This is a genomic window from Actinomycetospora succinea, from assembly GCF_004363095.1.
Lineage (GTDB): Bacteria > Actinomycetota > Actinomycetes > Mycobacteriales > Pseudonocardiaceae > Actinomycetospora > Actinomycetospora succinea.
Window position 1 is genome coordinate 1 of the sequence record NZ_SNYO01000012.1, and the last position, 25,849, is coordinate 25,849.

General features: G+C 74.5%; 21 protein-coding genes. 7 read left to right on the forward strand and 14 right to left on the reverse strand.

Features of this window, described 5'->3' with window-relative positions:
• Nucleotides 1-258 precede the first annotated feature (258 nt).
• Both EV188_RS27340 and EV188_RS27345 read left to right on the forward strand, forming a co-directional pair.
• Nucleotides 259-1,470, forward strand: a complete 1,212-nt coding sequence (locus EV188_RS27340) for a D-alanyl-D-alanine carboxypeptidase family protein (protein ID WP_133829507.1) — start codon at nucleotides 259-261, stop codon at nucleotides 1,468-1,470.
• Between the two features lie 15 nt (nucleotides 1,471-1,485).
• The gene (locus EV188_RS27345; protein WP_133829508.1) at nucleotides 1,486-2,964 is read left to right on the forward strand and encodes an AMP-binding protein; all 1,479 of its coding nucleotides are present in this window, start codon (nucleotides 1,486-1,488) and stop codon (nucleotides 2,962-2,964) included.
• Here the strand turns inward: EV188_RS27345 and EV188_RS27350 are convergent, their stop codons facing one another.
• Both EV188_RS27350 and EV188_RS27355 read right to left on the reverse strand, forming a co-directional pair.
• Complete coding sequence (locus tag EV188_RS27350; protein WP_133829509.1) at nucleotides 2,965-4,476, reverse strand: flavin-containing monooxygenase; 1,512 nt, start codon at nucleotides 4,474-4,476, stop codon at nucleotides 2,965-2,967.
• Between the two features lie 25 nt (nucleotides 4,477-4,501).
• On the reverse strand, nucleotides 4,502-5,446 hold the full coding sequence (locus EV188_RS27355; protein WP_133829510.1) for an alpha/beta hydrolase: 945 nt from the start codon (nucleotides 5,444-5,446) through the stop codon (nucleotides 4,502-4,504).
• A 224-nt stretch (nucleotides 5,447-5,670) separates the two neighbouring features.
• Between EV188_RS27355 and EV188_RS27360 the strand changes: the two genes are divergently transcribed.
• Nucleotides 5,671-6,954, forward strand: a complete 1,284-nt coding sequence (locus EV188_RS27360) for a PucR family transcriptional regulator (RefSeq protein ID WP_133829511.1) — start codon at nucleotides 5,671-5,673, stop codon at nucleotides 6,952-6,954.
• On the opposite strand, the gene yhjD is transcribed toward EV188_RS27360, so the two are convergent.
• The 4 genes from yhjD to cofG all read right to left on the reverse strand — a co-directional run bounded on the left by yhjD (nucleotide 6,951) and on the right by cofG (nucleotide 12,183).
• Complete coding sequence (gene yhjD / locus EV188_RS27365; RefSeq protein ID WP_133829512.1) at nucleotides 6,951-8,009, reverse strand: inner membrane protein YhjD; 1,059 nt, start codon at nucleotides 8,007-8,009, stop codon at nucleotides 6,951-6,953. The genes EV188_RS27360 and yhjD overlap by 4 nt on opposite strands.
• Nucleotides 8,010-8,094: 85 nt before the next feature.
• The gene (locus tag EV188_RS27370) at nucleotides 8,095-9,576 is read right to left on the reverse strand and encodes a flavin-containing monooxygenase (RefSeq protein WP_208114401.1); all 1,482 of its coding nucleotides are present in this window, start codon (nucleotides 9,574-9,576) and stop codon (nucleotides 8,095-8,097) included.
• A 193-nt stretch (nucleotides 9,577-9,769) separates the two neighbouring features.
• Nucleotides 9,770-10,852, reverse strand: a complete 1,083-nt coding sequence (locus EV188_RS32825; RefSeq protein ID WP_243742033.1) for an FO synthase — start codon at nucleotides 10,850-10,852, stop codon at nucleotides 9,770-9,772.
• Nucleotides 10,849-12,183: a 7,8-didemethyl-8-hydroxy-5-deazariboflavin synthase CofG gene (gene cofG / locus EV188_RS32830; protein ID WP_243742034.1), complete on the reverse strand. Its 1,335-nt coding sequence runs from the start codon at nucleotides 12,181-12,183 to the stop codon at nucleotides 10,849-10,851. Before cofG ends, EV188_RS32825 begins: the two co-directional genes overlap by 4 nt.
• A gap of 168 nt (nucleotides 12,184-12,351) precedes the next feature.
• Here cofG and EV188_RS27380 point away from each other — a divergent pair, with 168 nt between their 5' ends.
• The gene (locus tag EV188_RS27380; RefSeq protein ID WP_243742035.1) at nucleotides 12,352-13,512 is read left to right on the forward strand and encodes an MFS transporter; all 1,161 of its coding nucleotides are present in this window, start codon (nucleotides 12,352-12,354) and stop codon (nucleotides 13,510-13,512) included.
• 152 nt (nucleotides 13,513-13,664) lie between these two features.
• Here EV188_RS27380 and EV188_RS27385 read toward each other — a convergent pair whose 3' ends face one another.
• Nucleotides 13,665-14,204 (reverse strand): TetR/AcrR family transcriptional regulator, encoded by a 540-nt coding sequence (locus tag EV188_RS27385; protein WP_133829514.1) that lies wholly within the window; start codon nucleotides 14,202-14,204, stop codon nucleotides 13,665-13,667.
• Between the two features lie 48 nt (nucleotides 14,205-14,252).
• On the opposite strand from EV188_RS27385, the gene EV188_RS27390 reads away from it, so the two are divergent.
• Both EV188_RS27390 and EV188_RS27395 read left to right on the forward strand, forming a co-directional pair.
• Nucleotides 14,253-14,735, forward strand: a complete 483-nt coding sequence (locus EV188_RS27390; RefSeq protein ID WP_133829515.1) for a GNAT family N-acetyltransferase — start codon at nucleotides 14,253-14,255, stop codon at nucleotides 14,733-14,735.
• Between the two features lie 70 nt (nucleotides 14,736-14,805).
• Complete coding sequence (locus tag EV188_RS27395; protein WP_133829516.1) at nucleotides 14,806-15,237, forward strand: DoxX family protein; 432 nt, start codon at nucleotides 14,806-14,808, stop codon at nucleotides 15,235-15,237.
• Nucleotides 15,238-15,353: 116 nt separating this feature from the next.
• On the opposite strand, the gene EV188_RS27400 is transcribed toward EV188_RS27395, so the two are convergent.
• The 6 genes from EV188_RS27400 to EV188_RS27425 all read right to left on the reverse strand — a co-directional run bounded on the left by EV188_RS27400 (nucleotide 15,354) and on the right by EV188_RS27425 (nucleotide 21,303).
• Nucleotides 15,354-16,634 (reverse strand): AI-2E family transporter, encoded by a 1,281-nt coding sequence (locus EV188_RS27400; RefSeq protein ID WP_133829517.1) that lies wholly within the window; start codon nucleotides 16,632-16,634, stop codon nucleotides 15,354-15,356.
• 167 nt (nucleotides 16,635-16,801) lie between these two features.
• A complete protein-coding gene (locus EV188_RS27405) occupies nucleotides 16,802-18,019 on the reverse strand; it encodes an NADP-dependent isocitrate dehydrogenase (RefSeq protein WP_133829518.1) in 1,218 nt (405 codons plus the stop codon).
• Nucleotides 18,020-18,131: 112 nt separating this feature from the next.
• Nucleotides 18,132-18,491, reverse strand: a complete 360-nt coding sequence (locus tag EV188_RS27410; protein ID WP_243742036.1) for a DUF3017 domain-containing protein — start codon at nucleotides 18,489-18,491, stop codon at nucleotides 18,132-18,134.
• A 238-nt stretch (nucleotides 18,492-18,729) separates the two neighbouring features.
• Nucleotides 18,730-19,584, reverse strand: coding sequence for a bifunctional methylenetetrahydrofolate dehydrogenase/methenyltetrahydrofolate cyclohydrolase (locus EV188_RS27415; RefSeq protein ID WP_133829519.1), 855 nt, complete (start codon nucleotides 19,582-19,584; stop codon nucleotides 18,730-18,732).
• 4 nt (nucleotides 19,585-19,588) lie between these two features.
• Nucleotides 19,589-20,614, reverse strand: coding sequence for a DMT family transporter (locus EV188_RS27420; protein WP_133829520.1), 1,026 nt, complete (start codon nucleotides 20,612-20,614; stop codon nucleotides 19,589-19,591).
• A 122-nt stretch (nucleotides 20,615-20,736) separates the two neighbouring features.
• Entirely contained in the window at nucleotides 20,737-21,303 is a 567-nt protein-coding gene (locus tag EV188_RS27425) for a hypothetical protein (protein WP_133829521.1), read from the reverse strand.
• Between the two features lie 228 nt (nucleotides 21,304-21,531).
• Here EV188_RS27425 and EV188_RS27430 point away from each other — a divergent pair, with 228 nt between their 5' ends.
• Nucleotides 21,532-22,200 carry a GPR1/FUN34/YaaH family transporter gene (locus EV188_RS27430; RefSeq protein WP_133829522.1) on the forward strand — a complete coding sequence of 223 codons (669 nt, stop codon included), beginning with the start codon at nucleotides 21,532-21,534 and terminating at the stop codon, nucleotides 22,198-22,200.
• A gap of 89 nt (nucleotides 22,201-22,289) precedes the next feature.
• Here the strand turns inward: EV188_RS27430 and EV188_RS27435 are convergent, their stop codons facing one another.
• On the reverse strand, nucleotides 22,290-25,829 hold the full coding sequence (locus EV188_RS27435; RefSeq protein WP_243742056.1) for an error-prone DNA polymerase: 3,540 nt from the start codon (nucleotides 25,827-25,829) through the stop codon (nucleotides 22,290-22,292).
• Between the last annotated feature and the right edge of the window lie 20 nt (nucleotides 25,830-25,849).

The following is a 25,849-nucleotide window of genomic DNA, read 5'->3' on the forward strand; positions in this document are numbered from 1 at the left end:
TGGGGCGGGCGGCGTCAGACACCCCCACCTCGCCCGAAGGGCCTTCCTCGTTCAATCAGCCACGCCGACCGTCACCAACGTCCTGGCCGAGTACAACTAGACCGGCGAGGGGCGCCCGCCGCCGGCTCGCGGGATCGGGAGCGAGGGTCACCCCGGCTGCCTGGTAGGCAGCGAGGGAGTCCCTCGCTCGACGGTCGCTCCCCCCGACACGACCCGTCGGTCCGCGCGAGCCCGACCCCGGCGTCTAGGGTCGCCCCGGTGCGTTCCCGACGTCGCGTCGCGACGGTGACGGTGCTCCTCGCGCTGGTCCTGTGTGCCCTGCCGGGCGTGGCGTCCGCCCACCCGGCGCTCCCCGCCGACGCCTCCTGCCCCTTCGGCACCGCGCCGGGCCCGCCGGTGGACGAGTCCGAGGTGCTGAAGCCCGGCCAGCCGGAGCCCACGCCGCTCCCGATCCCGGACCCGCCGATCGGCGGCGCGGCGCTGGGCGCCTGTGGCGACGTCGTCGGAGACGGCGCGCCGCCCGCGCCCGCGGTCGGCGTCGTGTCCTACGTGCTCGCCGACCTCGACTCCGGCCAGGTCCTCGCCGCCCGCAACCCCCACGCGCGGCTGCGCCCGGCGTCGCTGATGAAGACGCTGACCGGCCTGCTCGTCGCCCGGCAGCTCCCCCTCGACGAGACGATCACCGGGACGCAGGAGGACGCCGACCAGGAGGGCACGCGGGTCGGCATCGGGCCCGGCGGGCAGTACACGATCCGTCAGGTCTTCGACTCGATGATGATCGCCTCGGGCAACGACGCCGCCCACGCGCTCGCCGTGCGGCTGACCGGCAGCGTCCCCGCGACCGTCGACCTCATGAACACCACGGCCCGCGAGCTCGGCGCGCTCGACACCCGCGCGGCCACCCCGTCCGGGCTCGACGGCCCCGGGATGCAGACGTCGGCCTACGACCTCGCGTCGATCTTCCGCGTCGCGATGCGCGAGGCCCCGTTCGCCCAGGCCGTCGCCACCACGCGCATCCCGTTCCCGGGCTACGGCACCAACCCGCCGTTCGAGGTCGTCAACGACAACAAGCTCCTGACCAGCGGCTACCAGGGCTACCTCGGCGGGAAGACCGGCTTCACCGACGACGCGCGGCACACGTTCATCGGGGCCGCCGAACGCAACGGGCGGCGGCTCGTCGTCGTCCTGATGCACGGCGAGCAGCGCCCCACGCCGATGTACCAGCAGGCGGCCGCGCTGCTCGACCACGGCTTCGCGCTCCCCGACGTGCGCGGCGTCGGCACCCTCACCGACGGGCCGGCCCCGGGCGACGGCCCCCAGGTCAGCGTGGTCCCGGAGACAGGCGGCGGCGACGCCGGGCCGGCACCGTCGTCCGGCGCGACGTCGTCGTCGTGGGGCACGCCGCTGCTGCTGATCGCCGTCGTCGCGGGCGTCGGCGGCCTGGTTGCCCTGCGCTCGGGACGCCGCTGAGCGCAGGATCGGGGCATGGAGCCCGAACCCCTCGGCGAGGCGTTCACCCGCATGGCGCGCGAGCGGCCCGACCGCCAGGCGGTGACCGACGATGTCTCCACCTGGACCACCGCCGAGCTCGAGGCCCACGCCAACCGCTGGGCCCACGACCTCGCCGGGCGCGGCGTCCGCCCCGGCGACTTCGTCTCGATCGCGCACCCCAACGTCGCCGAGCACTACGCGCTGACGCTCGCGGCGTGGAAGCTCGGCGCGGTCCCGCAGCCGGTGTCGCACAAGCTCTCGGCGGCCGAGCTCGCCGCCGTGCTCGACGTGGTGCGCCCGCCCGTCGTCGCCGGCCTCGCGCCGGGCACCGACCCGGGTGTCGCGCCACACGGCACGGACGCGCTGACGCTCGGCCACGAGCCCGACGGCCCCGACACCCCGCCGCCGCCCGCCCCGGCGCCGCCGGCCTGGAAGGCGCCGACCTCGGGCGGCTCGACCGGCCGCCCCAAGGTCATCGTCGCCGGCGAGCCGGGCGTCCTCGACATCGTCGCCAGCCGCGCCGACGTCTACCGCATCGAGCCGGACGGCACGTTCCTGTGCACGGCGCCGCTGTTCCACAACGCGCCGTACCTGTTCTCGCTGCTCGCGCTGCTGCGGGGCAACCACGTCGTGCTGATGGGGCGCTTCGACGCCGCCCGCGCGGTGGCGCTCGCCGACGAGCACGCGGCGACGTGGATCTACGCGGTGCCGACGATGATGGGGCGGATGGTCCGGCTGGCGGGAGACGGAGCGCAGCGGAGCTCGACCGGTGGATACGGCTCGTTGCCGGCCCTCCCCGCCCTGCGCACCCTGTTCCACATCGGCGCCCCGTGCCCGCCCGCGGTGAAGCGCGCGGTCATCGAGTGGCTGGGCCCCGACCGCGTCCTCGAGGGCTACGCCGGCACCGAGGCGCAGGCGCGCACGTCGATCACCGGCCGCGAGTGGCTCGAGCACCCCGGCTCCGTGGGCCGCGTGACCGGTGGGGAGATCGAGGCCCGCACCCTCGACGGGGACCGGCGCTGCGCCGTCGGCGAGGTCGGCGAGCTCTGGCTGCGTCCCGAGCCCGGGCGCACGACCTACCGCTACATCGGGGCGGAGGCGCGCGCACGCCCCGGCGGCTGGGAGTCCCTCGGCGACATGGGGTCCTTCGACGCCGACGGCTACCTCTACCTCGCCGACCGCGCCAAGGACATGATCGTCGTGGGCGGCCAGAACGTGTACCCGGCCGAGATCGAGGCGGCGGTCCTCGAGCACCCGGCCGTCGTGTCGGTCGTGGTCGTGCCGGCCCCCGACGAGGATCTCGGCTCGGTGGCCCACGCCGTGGTGCAGACGGACGGCGACGTCACCGACGCCGACCTGGACGCCCACGTTGCCGCGCGGCTCTCCCCGGCCAAGCGGCCACGGGCGTGGCGGCGCTCGGCCGAGGCGCTGCGCGACGACGCGGGCAAGGTCCGGCGCTCGGCGTACCGCTAGCTACTCGTAGTGCAGCGTCCCGTCGTCGAGGTCGGCGGCGGGCAGGGTGTGGCGTTCCTCGGCGTACTCGTGCATGTGCGTCCACGGCACGCGGTCGCCCTGCTTGAACATCTTGTCCTGCGAGCGCATGACGTACCCGGAGTTGAAGTTCTCCGGGTCCGACCACGGACGGATCTCCATGTCCGCGTCCTCGGCCCGCAGGGTCGGGGTGACCGAGCGGGCCCCCCGGTTCTCCATCGTCGTCATCAGCCGGCAGATCAGGTCGCTGACGAGGTCGGCCCGCAGCGTCCAGCTGTGGCGGAAGTAGCCGAAGACGTAGGCCATGTTCGGCAGGTTCGAGATCATGATCCCGCGCCACGTGACCTGCTGCGACACGTCGACGGGCTCGCCGTCCACGGTGAACGGGATGTCACCGAGGGCGCTGAGGTTGAACCCGGTCGCCGAGACGACGATGTCGGCCTCGAGCTCCTCGCCCGAGGAGACCCGGATGCCGGTCTCGGTGAAGGTGTCGATGGTGTCGGTGACCACCGACGCCCGGCCCTCGCTGATTGCGGTGAAGATGTCGCCGTCCGGGACCACCGCGATCCGCTGCTGCCACGGGCGGTAGCCCGGGTTGAAGTCCTTCTCGACGTCGTAGCCCTCGGGCAGGTAGGGCCGCATCTCGTCGAGGAGCCAGGTCCGCGCCTCCTCCGGGGTCTCCTGGCACATCCGGGTCAGCTCGTTGAACTGCTCGATGTAGGCCCGGCGGAGGATCTCGTGGGTCCACTCCTCGGGGATGTCGAGCGCGCGCAGCTGGACCGCGAGCTCGTGGGTCTTCGGCACCGCGGCGACGAACGTCGGCGTGCGCTGCAGCATCGTCACGTGCGCGGCCGACTCGGCCATCGCCGGCACGACCGTCGCCGCCGTCGCGCCGCTGCCGATGACGACGACGCGCTTGCCGGTCCAGTCGAGGTCCTCCGGCCACTGCTGCGGGTGGACGATCACCCCGCGGAAGCGGTCCGTGCCCGGCCAGTCGGGCTTGTAGGGGTCGGCGTGGTTGTAGTAGCCCTGGCACATCCACAGGAAGCCGCAGGTCATCTGCAGCGTGTCGCCCGTGTCCTCGCGGTGGACGTCGACCGTCCACAGCTGCTCGGCCGACGACCAGCTCGCCGCCGTCACGGTGTGCCGGTAGCGGATGACCGCCTTGAGGTCGTCCTCCTCGATGACCTCGTCGAGGTAGTTGGTGATCTCCTCGGAGGTGGCGATCGACGGCCCGCGCCACGGCTTGTGGGCGTAGCCGTAGGTGAACAGGTCGGAGTCCGAGCGGGCGCCCGGGAAGCGGTGGGTCCACCACGTCCCGCCCCGGCCGGGCAGCTTCTCGAGGATGGCGAACGTCTTGTCGGGGAAGCGCTCACGCAGGTGGTGACCGGCGTCGATGCCGGAGACGCCGGCGCCGATGACGAGGACGTCGACGTGCTCGACGTCCCCGCTCCCGCCGGCCCGCGTGGTGGGGCTGCTCTCGGTGATGGTCACGGTGCTCCTCCTCTGGTCGTCGGGATCAGGCGGAGACGGTGGGGCTGAGGGCGGGGCGCAGGGCGGCGACGGCGTCGTCGACCAGGACGGCACCCGACGGCGTCGCGCCGAGCGTCCAGAGGAAGCCGTGGATCATGCCGTCGTAGCGCTTCGCGGTGACGGTGTTGCCCGCCTCCTCGAGCCGGCGGGCGTACGACTCGCCCTCGTCGCGCAGCGGGTCGTACTCGGCGGTGCCGACGAACGCCGGGGGCAGCCCGGAGAGGTCGGGGGCGCGCAGCGGGAAGGCGTACGGGTCGTCGGCGGGGTCGGTGGCGCCCAGGTAGTGCGCCCAGAACCACTGCATGGTGGCGCGCCCGAGCAGGTAGCCCTCGGCGTTCTCGGTGATCGAGGGGCTGGTCCAGTCGAAGTCGACGACCGGGTAGAGCAGCATCTGGAACGCGATCGCCGGGCCGCCGCGGTCGCGCGCGGCGAGGCTGACCGCGGCCGCGAGGTGGCCGCCCGCCGAGTCGCCGCCGACCGCGAGGCGCGACGCGTCGACGCCGAGCTCGTCGGCGTGGTCGGCGACCCACGCGGTGGCCGCGTAGCAGTCGTCGAACGCGGCGGGCTGCACGTGCTCGGGCGCGAGGCGGTACTCGACCGACACCACGACGACGTCCGCGGCGTTCGCGATCGAGCGGCACGGCCGGTCGACGGTCTCGAGGTCGCCGATCACCCAGCCGCCGCCGTGGAAGTACACGAGCACGCCGCCGCTGCCGCCGCCGTGCGGGACGTAGATCCGCGCGGGGATGTCGCCGCCGGGGCCGGGGATCGCGCGGTCGGACACGGTGCCGACCTCCTCCGCCGGGGGCTGCAGGTCGACGAAGGCCCCGGCGGCCTGGCGGGCCTGCGGGACGGTCATGCACTCGATCGGCGGCATGCCCTGTTCGACCAGCGCGTCGAGGAGTGCCTGCGCCTCGGGGTGGACGGCCATGTGGGGGCTCCCTGGGAGGTCGGGGACGGGTCCCACCGAGCGTGATGCAGCGCACACGGACGTCGCTTGTGCGCCGGGGACGAATCACCGCGCCCGGCCTTGTCCCCGCCGTCGTCCCACGGTGCGGTGTCGCGGCGAGTGCTGGTCGTCACATCCCGGGGCGGCTACGGTCGGCCGGAGGGGGCCGGCGCAGGCGCACTCGGGGTGGTGGTCGCAGGGTGGTCATGGTCGAGCCGTCCCCCACCCCGGAGGACGCGGTGGCCGAGGTCGCCGAGGTCGCGGCCGCACTCGCCCCCCACCGCGCCGAGGTCAGCGCCTCGATCAGCGACGTGCTCGCCAGCCGCATCGACGACCTGCGCGGCGACCCCGCGCTGCTCGACCTGCTGGCCGCGAGCGTCGAGGGCAACGTCGAGACGATCCTGCACGTCCTGCGCCACGACCTCGACCCGCGCGACGTCGAGCCCCCGGCGGCGGCGATGGCCTACGCGCGGCGCCTCGCCCAGCGCGAGGTCCCCGTCAACGCCCTCGTCCGCGCCTACCGCGTCGGCCAGTCGCACCTCATGGAGTGGGCGTTCGCCGAGGCCGCGCGCCGGCCCGGGGAGGCGGCCGCGGCGGCGTCGCAGCGGATCGTGCTCGTGGTCATGGACTACGTCGACCACGTCACCCAGCACGTCATCGGCGCCTACGAGTCCGAGCGCGAGCACTGGCGCCAGGGCCGGCACGCCTTGCGTCTCGCGCGCGTGCGCGACGTCCTCGCCGGGCGCACGCCCACCGACCCCGACGAGCAGCTCGCCGTCGAGACGACGCTGGCCTACCGGCTCGCGCCCGTGCACCTCGGGCTCGTGGTGTGGGCCGACGAGCCGCCGTCGTCCGGGACCGCCGACGCGGTCGCGGCCCTGGAACGGGTGGCGCTGGACGTCGGGGCGGCGCTCGACGCGGTCGGGCGGCCGCTGGTGGTGCCGTGGGACGCCGGCAGCGCCTGGGTCTGGGTCACGCGCCGCGACGAGGGCGACCCGCCGCGCGAGGCGCTCGCCCGGGCGGTCGCCCGCCACGGCCCGGGGCTGCACGTCGCCGGCGGCGCGCCGCTGGCCGGCGTCGCCGGGTTCCGCACCACCCACGACCAGGCCCGACGGGCCCGCGACGTCGCGCTCGCGTCGGGCACGGGCGCGCCCGCGGTGACGCTGTTCGACGAGGTCGGCGCGGTCGCGCTGCTGTGTGCCGACCGCGAGGGCGCGCGGGCCTGGGTGCGGCGCGTCCTCGGCCCGCTCGCCGATCCCGAGCCCGGCGTCGGGCGGCTACGCGAGACCCTGCGGGTGTTCCTCGCGACCGGCGGCAGCCTCGCGACGGCCGCGACGCGCCTGCAGGTGCACCGCAACACCGTCAAGTACCGCGTCGCGCGGGCCCACGAGGTCCGCGGCCGGCCGCTCGGCTCCTCGGAGAACGACCGGCTCGACGTGGAGCTGGCGCTGATGGCCTGCGCGTGGCTGGGGCCCGCGGACCAGCCCTAGGAGTCGCGGTCGCGGCGCCGGCCGCCCAGCCCGAGGCCGAGCACGCCGAGGATGGCGCCAGCGCCGAGCAGGCCCGCCGTGGCGCGCGGTCCGGGCACGCGCCCGACCGTCACCGCGGGCCGGACGATCACCGGGGCGGGCTCGGGGAGCTCCTCGCGCTCGTTCTCCTTGAGCGTGGCGGCCCAGGCGGTGACGAACAGGATGAACCGCGAGACGAAGTTCGCGAACACCAGCAGACCGATGATCGGGCCGAAGGCGGCGCCGGCGGGCGAGTTGGTCACGCTGCTGATGTAGACGGTCATGATCTGCTGCAGGATCACGAACCCGACCGCGGCGAGCAGGGCCGCGCGGGCCGCCGACCGCAGGGTCACCGGTTCGCGGGGCAGCCGGGCGATGACCCAGAGGAAGACCAGCCAGTTCGCGGCGACGGTGATGACGATGCCGGCGATGACGAACAGGACGTGCGCCCAGCCGGCGTCGCCGAGGCCCAGGAAGTCGAGGATCGTGTTCGACAGGCCGGTCGCGACCGCGGTCACGGCGAACGAGAGCCCGAACGCCAGCCCGAGCCCGACCATGGCGAGCAGGTCGCTGCCGTAGCGCTTGACGATCGACGGCGGCTCGCCGCGCTGGTCCCACTGCTCCGAGAGGGCCTCGCGCAGGTTGCTCATCCACCCGAGCCCGGAGAACAGGGCACCGAGCAGACCGATGATGCCGACCGCGTTGCGCTGCGCGATGGCCTGGTCGATGACGGAGTTGAGCAGGTCGCCCAGGCCGGGCGGGACCGCTGCCGTGATGCTGTTCTGGATCTCGGTGAGCAGCGCCTGGTCGTTGGCCAGCACGAAGGCCGCCGCGGCGAACGCGACCATGAGCAGCGGGACGAGCGCGAGGATCGAGAAGAACGTGATCGCCGCGGCGTAGTGGTCACCGTGCTTCTCGGTGTACCGGGTGGCGGCCTTGACGAGGTGGTCGAGCCAGGGGTACTTGGCCCGCAGCTTCTCCAGCTGCGTCGGCTCGGCCGCCCCGTTCTCCGTGTCGGTCGTGCTGGCGCTCGTCATCGCTGGCGCGTTCCTCTCGCGGTCCCCGACTCACCGCGGACCGGCGCGGCCCGCGTGGGACGTAGCTACCCCGCGTGGCCGCCGGTCACTCGCCGCCCGCAGGAGCAGCGGACACCGCCGACTGCCCGTACGGCCGAGGGTCGAACGTCCCGTTCCGCGCCCGGAACGACCGGGCCGTGCCGGGCCAGAGCAGCGTCAGGCGCCCGCTGGTCTCGTCGACGTACCAGCTGCGGCACCCGCCCTGCAGCCACACCGTGTCCGCGCTCATCGCGTCGATCTCGCGGGTGTAGGCCTCCTCGGCCTCGGCGGTGACCTCGAGGGGCTCCCCCGTCCCGGCGAGATGGTCCAGCGCGCCGAGGACGTGGTCGATCTGCGCCTCGATCATGTAGACGGCGGAGTTGTGCCCGAGGCTCGCGTTGGGCCCGTTGAGCACGAACATGTTGGGGAAGCCGTGCACCGCCGTGGACGCGTGCGCGGTCATCCCGTCGGCCCAGCGGTCGGCGAGCAGGCCGAGACGGCCCTCGATGCGCTGCGCGAACGGCAGCCGCGTCGTCCAGAACCCGGTGGCGAGCACGAGCGCGTCGAGCGGGTGGTGGGCGCCCGACGCCGCGACCGCGGTGGTCTTCTCGACGCGGTGCAGCGCGCTCGGCTCGAGGGTCACGTCGTCGCGACCCAGCGCCGGGTAGAGGTCGTCGGAGATGACGATGCGCTTGCAGCCGATCTCGTAGTCCGGGCGCAGGCGGGCGCGCAGGCGGGCGTCGGGCACCTGCGCGGCGAGGTGGTCCAGGGCGCGGTCGCGCAGCCGGTCGATGTCGGGGCGGACCCGCCGACGGGCCCCGATGGCGCCCTCGGCCTCGTCGAAGAGCTCCTCGCGCAGGGCGCGCTCGGCGGCGGGGTCGAGCGCGAACGTCCGGCGCTCCTGCTCGGTGTAGGCGCGGTCGCCGCGCGGCACGACCCAGGGCGGGGTCCGCTGGAAGACGACGAGGTGGGCGGCCGTGCCGGCGAGCGCGGGCACGATCTGCGCGGCCGAGGCCCCGGTGCCGACGACGCCGACGCGGCGCCCGCCCAGCGCGGCGGCGCCGTCCCAGCGCGCGGAGTGGAAGACGGGGCCGTCGAAGTCCGAGAGGCCGGGGATCTCGGGGATGCGCGGCTCGGACAGGCGCCCGGCGGCGACGACGAGCACCCGCGCGCGGTAGGTCCCCGACGACGTCGCGATCCGCCACCGCGTGCCGTCCCAGCGGGCGCGCTGCATCTCGGTGCCGAGGCGCAGGTGCGGGTCGAGGCCCTCGTCGCGGGCGGAGTCGCGCAGGTAGTCGTGGATCTCCGAGCCCGGCGCGAACACCCGCGACCAGTCGGGCTTCGGGCGGAACGAGAACGAGTACAGGTGGCTCGGCACGTCGCAGGCGACGCCGGGGTAGCGGTTGTCGCGCCACGTCCCGCCCACCCCGTGGGCGCGCTCGAGCAGCACGAACGACTCGCGCCGGCGGCGGGCCAGCCGCACGCCCAGGCCGATGCCGGCGAACCCGGCCCCGACCACGGCGACGTCGACGTCGACGGGTGCGCTCACGGTGATCCCGGGGACCCCGCGCCGTGATCAGCCACGACCCGAACCTACGCCCGGTGCGTCCGGCTGTCAGGCGAGCTGGAGCACCGCGACCGCACCGCCGACGGCCGGGATCGCGAGGAGGGTGAGCGCGAGCCACAGACGTGCGCGCCCGGTGTCGCCGTCGACCATGGCGTCACCGTACGGCCGGGCGGGGTCAGGCGCGCAGGACCGCCATCCGTTCGGGGGGCGGGTCGCCGTAGACGGTGGTGCGCTGGCGCGGCGTGCGGCCGAGGTCGGCGGCGAGCGCCTCGACCTGCACGAGCGTGAGCTGCCGGCCCGCCTCCGCCCCGGCGGCGGGATCGAGCGCGCCGTCGAGGAGCAGGCCGCCGGCGTCGTCGGCACCCCCGCGCAGCACCGCGGTCGTGAGCTCGGGCCCGAGCTTGGGCCACGCCGCCTGGACGTGCGCGATCCGCCCGTGCAGCAGCAACCGCGCGACGGCGTGCAGGGCTCGCGTCTCCCGGGGTCTGTCAGCCTGGCGGCCACGCTGGCGTTCAACGTCAGGAAATCCGCCCGCTGGGTGGGCCTCGGGCATGAGTGGCATGGCGATGAACTCGGTGAACCCGCCCGTCCGGTCCTGGATCGCGGCGAGGGCGCGCAGATGCGCGACCTGCTCGGCCGGCGTCTCGACGTGCCCGTAGACCATCGTCGCCGTGGAGCGCAGGCCGACCTCGTGCGCGGTGGTGACGAGTTCGATCCACCGGGCGGCGGGGATGTCGGTGCCGTCGGTGAGCAGCGCGCGGACGTCGTCGTCGAGGATGCGCGCCGCGGTGCCCGGCACCGACCCGAGACCGGCCTCGCGGGCGGCGATCAGGAACTCCCGCGGGCTGAGCCGGAGGCGCGCGGCGGCGTCGGCGACCTCCGCGGGACGGAACGCGTGCAGGTGCAGCGGCAGCCGCCCGGTGACCAGCGCGACGAGGTCGAGCGGCGCCCGGTCCGGGACGTCGGCCGGCAGCGGGCCCTGCACGCAGACCTCCGTCGCGCCGAGCGCCCACGCCTCGTCGACCAGGGCGTCCGCGTGGTCGGGGTCGCGGACGACGGCGGTATCGAGGTTGCGGTTGGCGACGAAGGTCAGCTGGTCGCCGACCGCCTCGCGGCGCACGCCGTCGGCGATCGCGGCCAGCGCGTCGAGCTCCTCGCCGTCGGCGCCGAGCAGCTCGACGTAGGCCTCGTCGGACAGGCCGGCGGGGTCGGCCTCGGCCGCGGAGAGGTGGGGGCCGAGGTGGGTGCGGACGCTCACCGCGCCGCGGCCGGCTGGCGGGGGCGGGCCAGCCCCTGCTGGTCGGCGAGGGCGATGACCGGGTCGACGAGGTCGGGGTGCAGCCACTGGTTCGGCTCGCGGACGTAGCGCGGGTAGATCGTCAACCTCGGGCTGAGGGTGAACCCCGCCGCGCCGGTGACGGCCCGCAGCGCGTCGAGGCCGGGCCAGGGGCGTTCGGGGTTGACGTGGTCGGGGGTGACGGGCGAGACGCCGCCCCAGTCGTCGATGCCGGCGCGCAGCAGCAGGGCCTGGTCGTCGGCGGCGCTCTGCGAGTCGTCGAGGTCGCCCGCGAGGTTCGGCGGGGCCTGGACACTGACACCGAGTGGCATGATCAGGCGCGCGACGGCGACCGCGGCGACGAACGCGTCGAACTCGGCGTCGGGCTCCCCGCGCATGGCTGTGTCGGGCTTGGCGCGGAAGTTCTGGACGATGACCTCCTGCAGGTGCCCGCCCCGGCGCGCCGACTCCGCGAGCACGAGCAGCGACTGCGCCCGCTCGGCGCGGTGCTCGCCGATGCCGACGAGGATCCCGCTGGTGAACGGCACGCGCGCACGGCCGGCGTCGTCGATGACGCGGCGGCGCAGGGCGGGCTCCTTGTCCGGGGAGCCGAAGTGCGCGCCGCCCGGCTGCGACCAGAGCCGCGTCGCCGTCGTCTCGAGCATCATCCCCATCGACGGCGACACCCCGCGCAGCCGCTGGAGCTCGACGAGGTCCATGACGCCGGGGTTGAGGTGCGGCAGGAGGCCGGTCTCGTCGAGGACGGCTCGGGCCGACTGTTCGACGTGCTCGAGGGTGGTGCTCAGGTCGCGGGCGCCCAGCCAGTCGCGGGCGGCGGCCCAGCGCTCCTCGGGCCGGTCGCCGAGCGTGAACAGCACCTCGGTGCAGCCCTGCTCGGCGCCGGCGCGGGCGATCTCGAGGACCTCGTCGCGCTCGAGGTACGCCGCGGGCAGGCGCCCGGGCACGGTGGCGAACGTGCAGTAGTGGCAGCGGTCGCGGCACAGCCGGGTCAGCGGGACGAAGACCTTGGGGCTGTACGTGACGACGCCGGGGCGCCCCTCGCCGGCGAGGTGCTCGTCGCGGCGGGCGGCGGCGAGCCCCAGCAGCGCGTCGAGCTCCTCGCCCCGCGCGGCGAGCAGCGTCGTCGCGTCGGCCAGCGTCGCGGGGTGCTCGGGGTCGTCGGCGAGCGTTCCGTCCGCGGCCCGCCCGAGCGCCACCCGCACGTCGGTGCGCGACGGTTCCGCCGGTGCGGGGAGCTCGGCCAGCGGTCGCGGGAGCGACAGGGGGTGCGGGAGATCGGCGGGGACGACCACGGCCTCGAACGTACGCGCCGTGCGAGCGATGCGGCATCGCCGGCGTGTGCGCCGCGGGATCACCGAGGCACGGGGTGTCTCAGCGTGGCGGCCACGCTGACGTTCAACGTCAGGAAAGCCCCCACGATCACGGAGCACGCCGCGTGCCCGTGGTCCAGGGTGGGCGATGTGGAGGCCCGGAGCCGCGCCCTCGCCGCGCTGTGCGTGACCGAGATCGTCAGCTGGGGTGTCCTCTACTACGCGTTCCCGGTGCTCGTGACGGCGATCAGCACCGACACCGGCTGGTCGATCGGGGCCGCGACCGGCGCGTTCTCCCTCGGGGCGCTCGTGTCGGCGGGCGCCGGGATCGTCGTCGGCCGCTTCATCGACCGCCACGGGCCGCGGGTCGTGATGACCACGGGCTCCGTGGTCGGCGTCCTCGCCGTCGTCGCGATCGCCGCCGCGCCGACCCTGCCCCTGTTCTACGCGGCGTGGGCGCTCGCCGGGCTCGCCCAGTCCGCGACGTTCTACCCGCCCGCGTTCGCGGCGCTCACCGGCTGGTACGGCGAGCAGCGCGTCCGCGCCCTCACGACCGTCACCCTCGTCGCCGGCTTCGCCAGCACCGTGTTCGCACCGCTGACGGCCGCCCTGCTCGGCGGGCTCGGGTGGCGCGAGACCTACCTCGTGCTGGCCGTCGTGCTCGCCGTCGTCACCGTGCCGCTGCACGCGGTCTTCCTGACGCCGCCGTGGCGTCCGCACGGGAAGGGCACGTCGGAGGCCGACGACGCGGCGCACGCACGGTCGGTGCTGCGCAGCCCGCGGTTCGCCGTGGTCACCGTCGTCATGACCGTCGGCACCTTCGGGCTCTTCGCGGCGACGATCAACCTGATCCCGCTGCTCATGGACCGCGGCCTCGACCTCGATCTGGCCGCGCTGGGACTCGGGCTCACCGGCGCGGGGCAGGTGCTCGGCCGGCTGGCGTTCGTGCCGCTGGTGCGACGGTCGACCCCGCGCACCCGTCTCGCCGGCGTCCTCCTGCTCGGCAGTGCCGGTGTGGTGGCGCTCGCGTTCGTCCCCGGTCCGGCGGCGCTGCTCATCGCGCTCGCCGTCGTCGCCGGCGCCGGTCGCGGCCTGAGCACGCTGCTGCAGGCCTCGACCGTCTCGGACCGCTGGGGCACCCGCGCCTTCGGCCGGATCAACGGTGTCTTCTCGGCGCCCGTCAGCCTCGCGGTCGCGCTCGCTCCGGCCGGCGGCGTCGCCGTGGCCTCGATCGTCGGTGGGTTCCCGATGGCCTTCCTCGTGCTCGGACTCGCCACCGTGCTCGCGGCACTCGTGGGCCTCGCCGCCTGATGCCGATGATCGTGGCGGCTTTCCTGACCTTCAACGTCAGCGTGGCCGCCACGCTGACTCACCCCGGACGACGCCCGCTCCCCGGCGTGTCGCGTCACCGAGGATGTGGCGATCCTGGCTTCTGACGCCAGCGATGCCGCATCGCTCGCACGTCAGAGCCTCGCCAGGTGCGCGGCGACGGCGGCGTCGAGACGGGCGGCGTCGCCGGTCGCGAGGAGGTCGAGCAGCGCCCCGCGCAGGACCGCGAGGAGCAGGGCGCGCTCGGCGGGGTCGTCGACGGACTGGTGCTCGGCGAACAGCGCGTCCCAGTCGGCGACGGTGCGCGCCGCGAACCCCGCCCACGGGCCGTCGCCGGGGTCGGCGACGGAGTGCGTGTAGCCCTCGAGCCACAGCCGCAGGAGCGCGCGGTGCTCGGGCGCCGCGAGCCACGCCCAGACGCGCCCGCCCACCGCGGCGAGGTCCCCGCCCCCGCCGACGGCGTCGACGACCGCGAGCTGGTCGGCCCGCGAGCGCGCCAGCAGCGCGCGCACCAGCCCGTCCTTGCTGCCGAAGAGGAACAGCAGCACACGCGGGCTCGACCCGATCGCCTCGGCCAGCGGGCGCAGCGACATCCCCGCCCAGCCGCGCTCGAGCACCCACGCGTACGCGGCCTCGAGCAGCTCCTGCTGCCGCGCGGAACCCTCCTCGGACACCGGACCAGTGTGCTTCACTGAAACAGTCGTTTCAGTGAGGAGGTCGCGATGGGTGAGGTGACGATCCGGGAGCTCGGGCGCCCCGGGGATCTGGGCTGGGTGCTCATGGCCCACGGGGAGCTCTACGCCGCCGAGTACGACTGGGCCGTCGAGGCCGTGACCTCGCGGATCGTCGCCGACCACGCCGCGCACGCCCGCCCCGGACGCGACGCCGGCTGGATCGCCGAGCTCGACGGCGTCCGCGTCGGCAGCGTGCTGTGCGTCCGCGACGACGAGCGGACCGCGCGGCTGCGCCTCCTCCTCGTGGCCCCCGCGGCCCGCGGCCACGGCGTGGGCCGCGACCTCGTCGCGCGGTGCATCGCGTTCGCCCGCGACGCCGGCTATGCGCGCCTCGTCCTGTGGACCAACGAGCCGCTCGCCGCCGCCCGGCACCTCTACCTCGAGGCCGGCTTCGTGCTCACCGGCGAGGAGCGCCACACCGAGTTCGGCGACGAGCTCCACGGGCAGTCGTACGAGCTCGCTCTCAGCTGACCCCTTGACCGCACTCCTTGGTCCTGTTTTCATATCCAACCAACAGGTTGTCCAACCGAGGAGATGCACGATGAGCACCACGACCGCCACCGAGGCCCCGACCGCCACGCGTCCCCGGGCGGCGCGCTGGGGCCTCGTCGTCCTGCAGGTCCTGCTGGCCGCGCTGTACCTGTTCTCCGGGTTCGGCAAGGTCTCGCTCGACCCGGCCAACGTCGCCGGGTTCGCGATGATGGGCATCGGCCCGGCCGGCGTGGTCGCGCTCGGCGTCGTCGAGCTCGCGGCGGCGGTCGGCCTGCTGATCCCCCGCCTCGCCGGGCTCACCGCCACCTGCTGCGTCCTGCTGATGATCGGCGCGGTGACGACGACCGCGGCCACCATCGGTGGCGCGATGATCCTCCTGCCGGCCGTCGTCCTCGTGCTCGTCGCCGTCGTGGCGTGGGTGCGCCGCGCCGAGACCGCGGCGCTGGTCCGCGACCCGCGCGGAGTGCTGCTCGGACGCTAGGCCCGCACGACGAGGGCCGGCCCGGAACGTCCGGGCCGCCCCTCGTGCGCGATCGAGCTGGCGGATTTCCTGACGTTCAACGTCAGCCTGGTCGCCACGCTGAGACACCCCGCGCCTCAGGTGCGCGGGGTCGTCGCCGTTCCCGGGGTCGTCCCGTCGCTGTCCGCCGCGGTGGGCCGATCCGCGGGTTCGATCGAGTCGCCGGAATCGGTCTCCGTGTCGGGCTCGGGCTCGAACTCCGCGTCGTCGTCCTGCATCTCGGCGACCGCGTCCTCGCTCGGCTCGTCCTGGGCGCCGGTGCGCAGGTCGATCTGCTCGCCGAAGTAGCGGAGGATCTCGGCGATCACCGCCGCCACCGGCACCGCGAGGAACGCCCCGGCGATGCCCGCGAGGCTCGAGCCCGCGGTCACGGCGAGGATGACGATCGCCGAGTTGAGCCCCAGCCCGCGGCCCTGGACCAGCGGCTGGAGCAGGTTCCCCTCGATCTGCTGCACGGCGAGGATGAGGATCAGCACGCCGATCGCCGTCCCGGGGCCCTGCACCACCAGCGCGATGAGCACCGACAGCGCCCCGGCGACGAGCGCGCCGATGATCGGGATGAACGCGCCGAAGAACGTCAGCACCGCGAGCGGCAGGGCGAGCGGCACCCCGAAGATCACGAGGCCGACGCCGATGAACAGCGCGTCGACGAACCCGATGAGCGCCTGGCTGCGGATGAAGCCGCCCAGGCGCAGCCACGAGCGGGCGCCGATCTCCGCGAGGTGGCCGCCGGACGTCGGGCCCGCGACGCGGCGCAGCCACGGCAGGAACGTCGGGCCGTCCTTGACGAACAGGAACGCGAGCACGAGCGCGAGCACGGCGTTGATGACGCTGTTGGCCACCGTGGTGAGGCCGGTCAGCACACCGGTGGCGATCTGGCCCGCGCTCTGCTGGAGGCGCTCGACCGCGGCCTGCACGTACTGGCCGATCTGGCTCGCGCCCAGGTTGAACGGCGGGCCCTGCAGCCAGCCCTGGATCTGCTGGATCCCGCCGACGGCCCCCTGGCCGATCGCCGGGGCCTGCCCCGCCACCGCGGGGGCGATGGCCGCGATGATCCCGCCGAACACCGCCAGCCCGAGCAGCAGCACCACCGCGGTCGCCAGCGTCCCGGGCCACCGGTGGTTGCGCAGCCACGTCACCGGCGGCTCCAGCACCGTCGCGATGACGAGGCCGAGGAACACCGGGAACATGACGTCCCACAGCGCGATGACCAGGTACCCGACCACCGTCAGGGCGGCCACGACCAGCAGGAACCGCAGGCTCCACCGCGCGGTCCAGGCCAGCCCCTCGCCGATGAGGTGTCCGCGCGTGGGCGTGTGACCACGAGCGATGTCCCGGGAGGCGGGGGCCTCGTCCATGGACCCGAGTGTGTCAGTGATGGGGGATCCTCCGGCGGCGACGGGCTGCGGGGCGTGCCAACGGCCCGGGGTGCCCACCCGGCGCCACGCCGTACCCACGGAGCCCGACGACGACGGGCCCCGCCCGACGAGGTCGGACGGGGCCCGTCGCGCGGACGTCGAGCGGACTAGCTCGCGACGGCCTTCTGCAGGCCCTCGTCGATCGCGTCGAGGAAGTCCTGGGTGTTGAGGTACGGCGCGTCCTTGCCGATGAGCAGCGCCAGGTCCTTGGTCATCTTGCCGTCCTCGACGGTCGCGATGCAGACGTCCTCGATCTTCTGCGCGAAGTCGACGAGGGCGTCGTTGCCGTCGAGGCGGCCGCGCTGGGCGAGGCCACGGCTCCAGGCGAAGATCGACGCGATCGGGTTGGTCGACGTCTCCTTGCCCTGCTGGTGCTGGCGGAAGTGCCGGGTCACCGTGCCGTGGGCGGCCTCGGCCTCGACGGTGCCGTCGGGCGTCATGAGCACCGAGGTCATGAGACCGAGCGAGCCGAAGCCCTGCGCGACGATGTCGGACTGCACGTCGCCGTCGTAGTTCTTGCAGGCCCAGACGTAGCCGCCCTCCCACTTCAGGGCGGCGGCGACCATGTCGTCGATGAGGCGGTGCTCGTAGGTGAGACCGGCCTTCTCGAAGTCGGCCTTGAACTCCGACTCGAAGATCTCCTCGAAGGTGTCGCGGAACATGCCGTCGTACGCCTTGAGGATGGTGTTCTTCGTCGACATGTAGACCGGGAAGCCGCGGTCGAGGCCGTAGCGCAGCGAGGCGCGGGCGAAGTCGACGATCGAGTTCTTGTAGTTGTACATGCCCAGCGCGACGCCCCCGTCCTCCGGGAACTTCGCGACCTGGAACTCCATCGGCTCACCCCCGCCGTCGGGGGTGTAGGTGATGGTGACGGTGCCCGGGCCGGGGACCTTGAAGTCCTGCGCCAGGTACTGGTCGCCGTGCGCGTGACGGCCGACGACGATCGGCTTCGTCCAGTGCGGGACGTAGCGCGGGATGTTCGAGCAGACGATCGGCTCGCGGAAGATGGTGCCGCCGAGGATGTTGCGGATCGTCCCGTTGGGCGAGCGGTACATGCGCTTGAGGCCGAACTCCTCGACGCGCGCCTCGTCCGGCGTGATCGTCGCGCACTTGACGCCGACACCGTGCTTCTTGATCGCGTTCGCCGCGTCGACCGTGACCTGGTCGTCGGTCTCGTCGCGCTTCTCGATGCCCAGGTCGTAGTACTCGAGATCGATGTCGAGGTACGGGTGGATCAGCTTGTCCTTGATGAACTGCCAGATGATCCGGGTCATCTCGTCACCGTCGAGCTCGACGACGGTGCCCTCTACCTTGATCTTCGCCACGACTCGAGAGACCTCCTCATGGGGCGCCGACCACCGGCGCCGGCTGGCTTGCCCGCACGCTATCAACGTGGGCGCGGGGCACGACGGGTGAGGAATACCCAGGTGGGCGGCATCACCGGGCCGCGATCGGGCCACCCGTGATGGTGAGCGAGACGAGGATCATCACGAGCCCGAACAGGACGTAGGTGACGATGTCGACGCGCCGGCTGCGGACGGCGAGCAGACCGGCCGCGGTGCGGGTCAGGCTCGCCCGCAGCACCCCGCCGAGCAGCAGCGCGAGGCCCAGCTCGGTGGTGCCCTCGCGCCAGTGCTGCAGGCCGATCCGGGCGAACGCGACGGCCACGACGAGCATGACCGCGAGGAAGGGCAGGTGCCCGCGGACCTTGCGCCACGTCTCGGCGCGTGTGCGCGGCGGGCGGGCGTGCCGGCCCGCCGGGAGCATCTCGGTGGGGCTCTCGTCGGGCGGCGGCACGCCGGGACGGGAGGTCGGGGGCGCGACGGGCGGCGCCTCTGGCTGGGGGCCGGACCGCGGAGAGGACCGCGGGGCGGGGGGCCGGAGCGGGGCCTGGTCCGGGGCCTGACCCGGCGGCTGACCCGGCGACTGACCCGGTGCCGGGGCGGGCCGCGACCCGACCGCCGGTGGCCCCGGTGGGGGCCCCGACGGTCGTCCCGATCGAGGGGTCACGGCGGTCATCCGCGGCGTCCGGTGATCATCCCTGGGCCAGTCGCTCCGCGCTCTCGACGACGTTGGTGACCAGCATCCCGCGCGTCATCGGGCCGACGCCGCCGGGGACCGGGGCGAGGTAGGACGCGACCTCGGCGACCTCCGGGGCGACGTCGCCGACCAGGCCGTTCTCGCCGCGGGTGATACCGACGTCGAGCACGGCGGCACCGGGCTTGATCATGTCGGCGGTGACGAGGCCGGGGACACCGGCGGCCGCGACGACGACGTCGGCGGCGCGCAGCTCGGCGGCGACGTCCTTGGTGCCGGTGTGGCACAGGGTCACGGTCGCGTTCACCGAGCGCAGGGTGAGCAGCAGGCCCAGCGGGCGGCCCACGGTGACGCCGCGCCCGAGCACCGTGACCTTGGCGCCGTTCAGCGGGACGTCGTAGCGGCGCAGCAGCTCGACGACCCCGCGCGGCGTGCACGGCAGCGGGCCCGGCTCCTGGAGCACGAGCCGCCCGAGGTTGGTGGGGTGCAGCCCGTCGGCGTCCTTGGCGGGGTCGATCCGCTCGAGAACGGCGCCCGAGTCCAGGCCCTTGGGCAGCGGGAGCTGGACGATGTAGCCGGTGCACGCCGGGTCGGCGTTGAGCTCGTCGATCGCGCGCTCGACGTCGGCCTGGGTCGCGTCGGCGGGCAGGTCGCGGCGGATCGACTCGATGCCGATCTTCGCGCAGTCGTTGTGCTTGGCCTTGACGTAGGAGTGCGACCCCGGGTCGTCGCCGACGAGCACGGTGCCGAGGCCCGGCGTCCGGCCCGCGGCGGTCAGCGCCTCGACCCGCGTCTTCAGGTCGTCGAGGATCGCGGCGAGGGTGGCCTTCCCGTCCAGCTTGGTCGCGGTCACACCCTCATGATGGCAGGTCGGACCCCGTGTTCCGCGCAGCTGACCGCCGCAGGGGCCACGGGGCGGACGCGACCCCCGCCGCGACGAGGGTGAGGAGCGCCCCGAGCACGGTCGTGAGGCCGGGCGTCCCGGCGGCCGAGGGCAGCACGACGTCGAGCACGAGCGCGCCGACGATCTGCCCCGCGACCGCGCCGAGCGAGAGCAGCAGCACCCCGACCTGCCCGACGACCCACGCCCCGAGCCCGATGAACAGCGCGCCGAACGGCCCGCCGAGGTAGAGGTACCAGGCGCTCGGCAACGGGTTCGGCGGGCCGAGCAGGAGCACCGCGACGACGGCGGCGACCGCCAGCGCCGCGCCCCCGACGACGAAGTTGACCGTCGCGGCGGGCAGCACCGAGGCCACCACGGAGTCGTTCTCGTCCTGCGCCGACCCGGTCCCCGAGCCGCCCGCGACCGCCGCCACCCGCCCGTTGAGGGCCTGCTGGGTCGCGACGGCGAGCCCGGCGGCGAGCGGGAGCAGCGCCAGCACCACCGGGGCGTCGGTGCTGATCGACGGCGCCACCGATAGCACGACCGCGCCCAGCATGAGGACCGCGCCGACGATGCGCGGCGGGGTCGTGGCCTGCGGCCCGGCGGGCCCGAGCCCGACGCGGTCGACGACGAGCCCGCCGCTGGACTGCCCGGCGACCACGGCGATCGTGAACAGCGCCGTGCCCAGGACGTGCGCCGTCAGGCCCTGCCCGGCGACGAGCAGCGCGCCACCGAGACCGCCCAGGAGCTGCCAGGGCCGCAGCCGCCCACGACGCCGTGCCGCGCCGACGCGCCCGAGCCCGCGGCGGCCCGCCGGCAGCAGCGCCAGGAGCACGAGCAGCAGGACCAGGCCCAGCCCGAAGGAGATGACCGCCGCGACCAGACCGTCGCCGAGCTGGGCGCCGAGCTCCGCGTTGACCCGGGCCTGCGCGACGATGAACGCGCCGGTCACGAACGCCCCGGCGAGCCCGAGCGCGGTGCGCGAGGAGGGTGCAGCCACGGTCACGGGAACCTAGCGCGCGTGCGGCTGTCCCGCGCCGCGGCCGATCGTCCGCGACCGGATCCGTGGCGCAGCGAACGGGTATCTCGTCGGCCTAGACGCAGCGAACGGCTCGTTCGCTGCTATCGGGGGGCGCGGCGTCCGAGTGGGGCGAGTCGGGCGCCGCGGGCGAGGCGCACGAGTCGGGCGGTCGGCGCCGGCGGGGCGGTCGCGGTGTTCGCCGCCGCGACGACACCGGCGTAGATCGCGTGCTGGACGAAGCTCGTGACGACCAGGCGCCGTTCCCAGCGCCACGGCGGCGGGGTCTCGCCGAGCACCGGGAACAGGCCGAGCGCCATCACCTGGGACGCCGCGAAGAACGCCAGCCCCGGCCGCGGCTCGCGGCCCAGGACGTGCTGGAGCGCGACGTGGCCGGCGCCGACCGCCGAGCCGTACCCCCAGTGCACGAGCCAGAACAGGGCCTGACGCTCCTGCGGCGACCGCGGAGCCCACCCGATGACGTGGCGCGTCAGCACCGAGGCGGCGATGACGACGTGCTCGCTGTCGTCGTAGTCGAGGACCACGCCGGCGTCCTCGGGGGTGACCCCGTGGCGCCGGGTGAAGCGGCGACGGCGACGATGGGCCGCGAGGGCCATCGCGGCGGTGCCGACGGCGCCGCCGAGCACCCCTCGGGCGGCTCCGCGGAGCACCCGTGCGTCCCCCCGCCGTCCGGTCATGGGGCCAGCATGCCCTGGATCGGTTCACGATGCGGACGGACAGGTCCCCCCTCCGTTCGGTCCCCTCCGTTCGTCCGGTGCCCTCTGAGTCGTGTCCCACACCACACTCATCTCACACACCGGATTCACGCTGTTGCGCCTCGTAGCGCAAGGGGGCGAGCCCCGTGCGCGGATCCCGGTCGGACACACGAAGGAGTGGGGATGACCACGATCGACGAGCAGGCCGGCGCCGCCCACGCGGCACCGGACACCGGGGCGGACGAGGCGGCGGCGGCCGCGGCGGCCGCCAACCCGGCACTGGTGGGCGTACCCACCTTCGTCATCGGGTCGGTGGCACTGGGTCTCTACCTGATCGGGTTCACGGGCGCCTCGAGCACCGCCCTGGTCGGCATGCTCCCGATCCTGTTCATGTGCACCGGTCTCGGCCAGGTCATCGCCACGGTCTGGGCGATCCGCACCGGGGCCGGGCCGGTCGCCGCGATCTTCGGCATCTTCGCCGGGTTCTGGTTGAGCTTCGCCGTGCTCGCGACGTCGCTGGGCGCGGACTGGTTCGGGCCGACGTCGACCGACACCACCGTGGCCACCGGCGCCCAGGTGACGTTCCTGCTGAGCTGGCTGGTCGGCATCGTCATGCTCACCCTGGCCTCGCTGCGGCTGCCGTCGGTGTTCACGCTGCTGTTCGTGCTGGTCGACGCGGCGCTGCTGCTCGTGCTGCTGGGCACCTCGAGCGGCTCGACCGGGCTGCTGTTCGGCGGCGGCATCGCGGTGTTCGCGTTCACCCTGGTCGGCGTCTACCTGTTCTTCGACGCCCTCGGCCAGGCCACCGGCGGCAAGGCGCTCCCGATGGGCAAGCCGATCATCGGCGGCTGAGCCACCGCACCACCCGCGGGGAGCGAGGGGCTCCTTCGCTGCGTCCGGCGCAGCGAGGGAGCCCCTCGTGCTGTCCCCGGGGTGCGGGCTCAGCGGAAGTCGCGGGAGCTCGACGGCACGCGGAGCTCGAGGCGTTCGACGCGGTCGGCGATCAGGTTGACCACGGTCGGCGCGTCGTGGGCCCGCTCGACGCGGCCCCGGATCACGAGCGCGGCGCTGGTGCGGGCGACGACGCGGTGGCGCGCCCAGAGGCCCTCGGAGCAGACGACGTTGAGCATGCCGGTCTCGTCCTCGAGGTTGAGGAACGTCGTGCCGCCCGCCGTCGCGGGGCGCTGGCGGTGGGTGACCACCCCGCCGACCTCGATCCGCTCGCCCTCGGGCACCCCCGCGACCCCGGCCACCGAGAACGCGCCGCGCTCGTCGAGGGCCGCGCGCAGGTGGGTCACCGGGTGGCTGTCGGGGGTCAGGCCGGTGGCCCACACGTCGGCGACGGTGAGCTCGACCGCGCTCATGCCGGGCAGCGCCGGGGCCTCGAGCCCCACCGCGGTGTCGGGCAGGCGGTCGTGGCGCACGCCGTCGCGGACCACCCCGACCCCGGCGGCGGCCGCGCCGGCGGCCCAGAGCGCCTCGCGGCGGTCGAGCCCGAAGCAGCCCAGCGCCCCGGCCGTGGCGAGGGCCTCGACGTGGGCGGTGGTCAGCTCGGCACGGCGGGCGAGGTCGGCGACGTCGCGGTAGGCGCCGTTCTCGGTGCGCTCGGCCACGATCCGCGCGGCCACCTCGTCGCCCAGCCCCCGCACGCTCGCGAGCCCCAGCCGCACCGCGACCCCGCCGGCGCTGCCCTCGTGCGGCTCGAGCCCCGGGGTGTCGTCGGCGACCAGGACGTCGGGGCCCAGCACCACCGCCCCGTGCCGGCGGGCGTCGGCGGTGAGCGACTGGGGCGAGTAGAAGCCCATCGGCTGGGCCCGCAGCAGCGCCGCGCAGAAGGCGGCCGGGTAGTAGAGCTTGTACCAGGCGCTGACGTAGACCAGCGACGCGAAGCTGATCGAGTGGCTCTCGGGGAAGCCGAAGTTCGCGAACGCCCTGGTCTTGTGGAAGATCGTGTCCGCGAGGTCGCCGGTGATCCCGTTGGCCGCCATCCCCTCGTAGAACCGCTCGCGCATCCGCTCGATCCGCTCGGTGGAGCGCTTGGCCGACAGGGCGCGGCGCAGCTCGTCGGCCTCCGCGGCGGAGAAGCCGGCGACGTCGACCGCGAGCTGCATGAGCTGCTCCTGGAACAGCGGCACGCCGAGCGTCTTCTCCAGCGCCGGCTCGCAGAGCGGGTGGTCGTAGACGACGCGCTCGAGCCCGTTGCGCCGCCGGATGTAGGGGTGCACCGACCCGCCCTGGATCGGGCCGGGCCGGATGAGCGCGACCTCGACCACCAGGTCGTAGAACTCGCGGGGGCGCAGCCGCGGCAGCGTCGCCATCTGGGCCCGCGACTCGACCTGGAACACGCCCACCGAGTCGCCCTCGGCGAGCATGGCGAACACCGCCGGGTCGGTGGGCTGCAGGTCGTGCAGCTTCACCCGCACCCCGTGGTGCTCGGCGACCAGGTCGGACGCGTAGTGCAGCACCGAGAGCATCCCCAGCCCGAGCAGGTCGAACTTGACCAGCCCGACCGCCGCCGCGTCGTCCTTGTCCCACTGGATGACGCTGCGCCCCGGCATCCGCCCCCACTCCACGGGCACCACCTGGTCGACCGGGCGGTCGCAGATGACCATGCCGCCGGAGTGGATCCCCAGGTGGCGCGGGAAGCCCGCGATCTGCTCGGCGAGCGAGGCCACCGCCGGCGGCATCTCGGGCACCTGCCCCGCGAGCTCGGCGCCCGGGCCCCAGCGGTCGATCTGCTTGCTCCACGCGTCCTGCTGGCCCTGCGAGAACCCCAGCGCGCGGGCGGCGTCACGCACCGCCGACCGCGGCCGGTAGGTGATGACGTTGGCGACCTGCGCGGCACGGTCGCGCCCGTAGCGCGCGTAGACGTACTGGATGGCCTCCTCGCGGCGGTCGGACTCGATGTCGAGGTCGATGTCGGGGTAGCCGTCGCGCTCCGGGGAGAGGAAGCGCTCGAACAGCAGGCCCATCAGCACGGCGTCGACGTGGGTGATGCCCAGCGCGAAGCAGACCGCCGAGTTGGCCGCCGACCCCCGACCCTGGCAGTAGATGTCGTGGTCGGCGCAGTACTTCACGATGTCGGCGACGATGAGGAAGTAGCCGGGGAAGCCCTGGCGCTCGATGACGTCCAGCTCGTGGTCGATCACCTCGTAGGCCCGCGGCGAGCGCAGCCGATCGCCGTAGCGCACGCCCGCCCCCAGCCACGTCAGGCGGCGCAGCCAGCTCGCCTCCGTCTCGCCCTCGGGCACCGCGAACGGCGGCAGCTCGGGCGCCAGCAGCTCGAGGGAGAACGCGCACTCGCGCCCCAGCGTCGCGGCGTGCTCAACGGCCTGCGGGTGGCGCGCGAACCGCTGCGCCATCTCCGCCCCCGAGCGCAGGTGCGACGGGCCCGGCGGCAGCCAGCCCTCCGCGTCGTCGAGGCTGCGCCGCGCCCGGACCGCCCCGAGCGCGGCCGCGAGCCGCGCGCGGTCGGGCGTCGCGTAGTGGGCGCCGGTGGTGGCCACGGTGCGCAGGCCCCGGCCCCGGTCGGCCCGGTCGGCGATCTCGGCCAGCGCCGCGTTGCGCTCGGTGTCGTCCGGGAGGCCCTGGTCGGTGAGCTCGACCGCGACGTTCTCGGCCCCGAACAGCGCGACGAGCCGCTCGATCTCGCGGGCCGCCGCCTCCGCGCCGCCCGCCGCGAGCGCCCGGCGCACCGACCCCTTGCGGCACCCCGTCAGCACCTGCACGTGCCCCCCGAGCGTCGACGCGACGCGCTCGGGGTCGTACACCGGGCGACCCTTCTCGCCGTGGGTGTGCATCTGCCCCTCGGTGATCGCCCGCGAGATCGCCCGGTAGCCGTCGGGGTCGCGGGCGAGGACCAGCAGGTGGTCGCCCTCCGGGTCGGGCACGCCGTTCTGCGGCGCCGACAGGCCCAGCGAGAGCTCGGCGCCGTAGACCGTCGGGACCCCCAGCTCCTGCGCGGCCTCGGCGAAGCGCACCACCCCGTACATGCCGTCGTGGTCGGTCAGCGCGATCGCCTCGAGCCCCAGCCGCGCCGCCTCCTCGACCAGCTCCTCGGGGTGCGACGCGCCGTCGAGGAAGCTGAAGTTGGAGTGCACGTGCAGCTCGGCGTAGGGGACGGTCGTGCCCGTGGACCGCTGCCCGGCGGGCGGGCGGTAGGGCGTGCGGTGCCTGCTCCACGCCGGGCTGTCGCCCCCGTCGCCGGGGAACTGCTCGTCGCGCGGCGCGCGGATCGTGCCCGGGCCGTCGACCCGGTCGCCGTCGTCGAAGGCGAGGGGGTCGCGGACGAAGTCGTCCGGGGGCCAGGGGCCGATGTGGCCCTCGTGCGGCTCGTCGTCCTTCCGCCGGACCTTGGCATCCCCCTGGATGGCCTTGCGCGTCCCGTTGCCCCGCCCCTGCAGACTGGGCCCGTCGGCCGGGCGCCCGGCCAGCAGGCGCTCCATCTCCGACCAGCTCACCGGCGGGTTGCCCCACCCCATCCGCACCTCCGGCTCCGTCG

What these genes read in the sequence shown, in the direction of transcription:
- EV188_RS27345 (WP_133829508.1), top strand. Translation starts at nt 1,486, where the DNA reads ATGGAGCCCGAACCCCTCGGCGAGGCGTTCACCCGCATGGCGCGCGAG.
- EV188_RS27355 (WP_133829510.1), bottom strand. Translation starts at nt 5,446, where the DNA reads ATGGCCGTCCACCCCGAGGCGCAGGCACTCCTCGACGCGCTGGTCGAA.
- EV188_RS27360 (WP_133829511.1), top strand. Translation starts at nt 5,671, where the DNA reads ATGGTCGAGCCGTCCCCCACCCCGGAGGACGCGGTGGCCGAGGTCGCC.
- yhjD (WP_133829512.1), bottom strand. Translation starts at nt 8,009, where the DNA reads ATGACGAGCGCCAGCACGACCGACACGGAGAACGGGGCGGCCGAGCCG.
- EV188_RS27390 (WP_133829515.1), top strand. Translation starts at nt 14,253, where the DNA reads ATGGGTGAGGTGACGATCCGGGAGCTCGGGCGCCCCGGGGATCTGGGC.
- EV188_RS27395 (WP_133829516.1), top strand. Translation starts at nt 14,806, where the DNA reads ATGAGCACCACGACCGCCACCGAGGCCCCGACCGCCACGCGTCCCCGG.
- EV188_RS27400 (WP_133829517.1), bottom strand. Translation starts at nt 16,634, where the DNA reads ATGGACGAGGCCCCCGCCTCCCGGGACATCGCTCGTGGTCACACGCCC.
- EV188_RS27430 (WP_133829522.1), top strand. Translation starts at nt 21,532, where the DNA reads ATGACCACGATCGACGAGCAGGCCGGCGCCGCCCACGCGGCACCGGAC.
- EV188_RS27435 (WP_243742056.1), bottom strand. Translation starts at nt 25,829, where the DNA reads ATGGGGTGGGGCAACCCGCCGGTGAGCTGGTCGGAGATGGAGCGCCTG.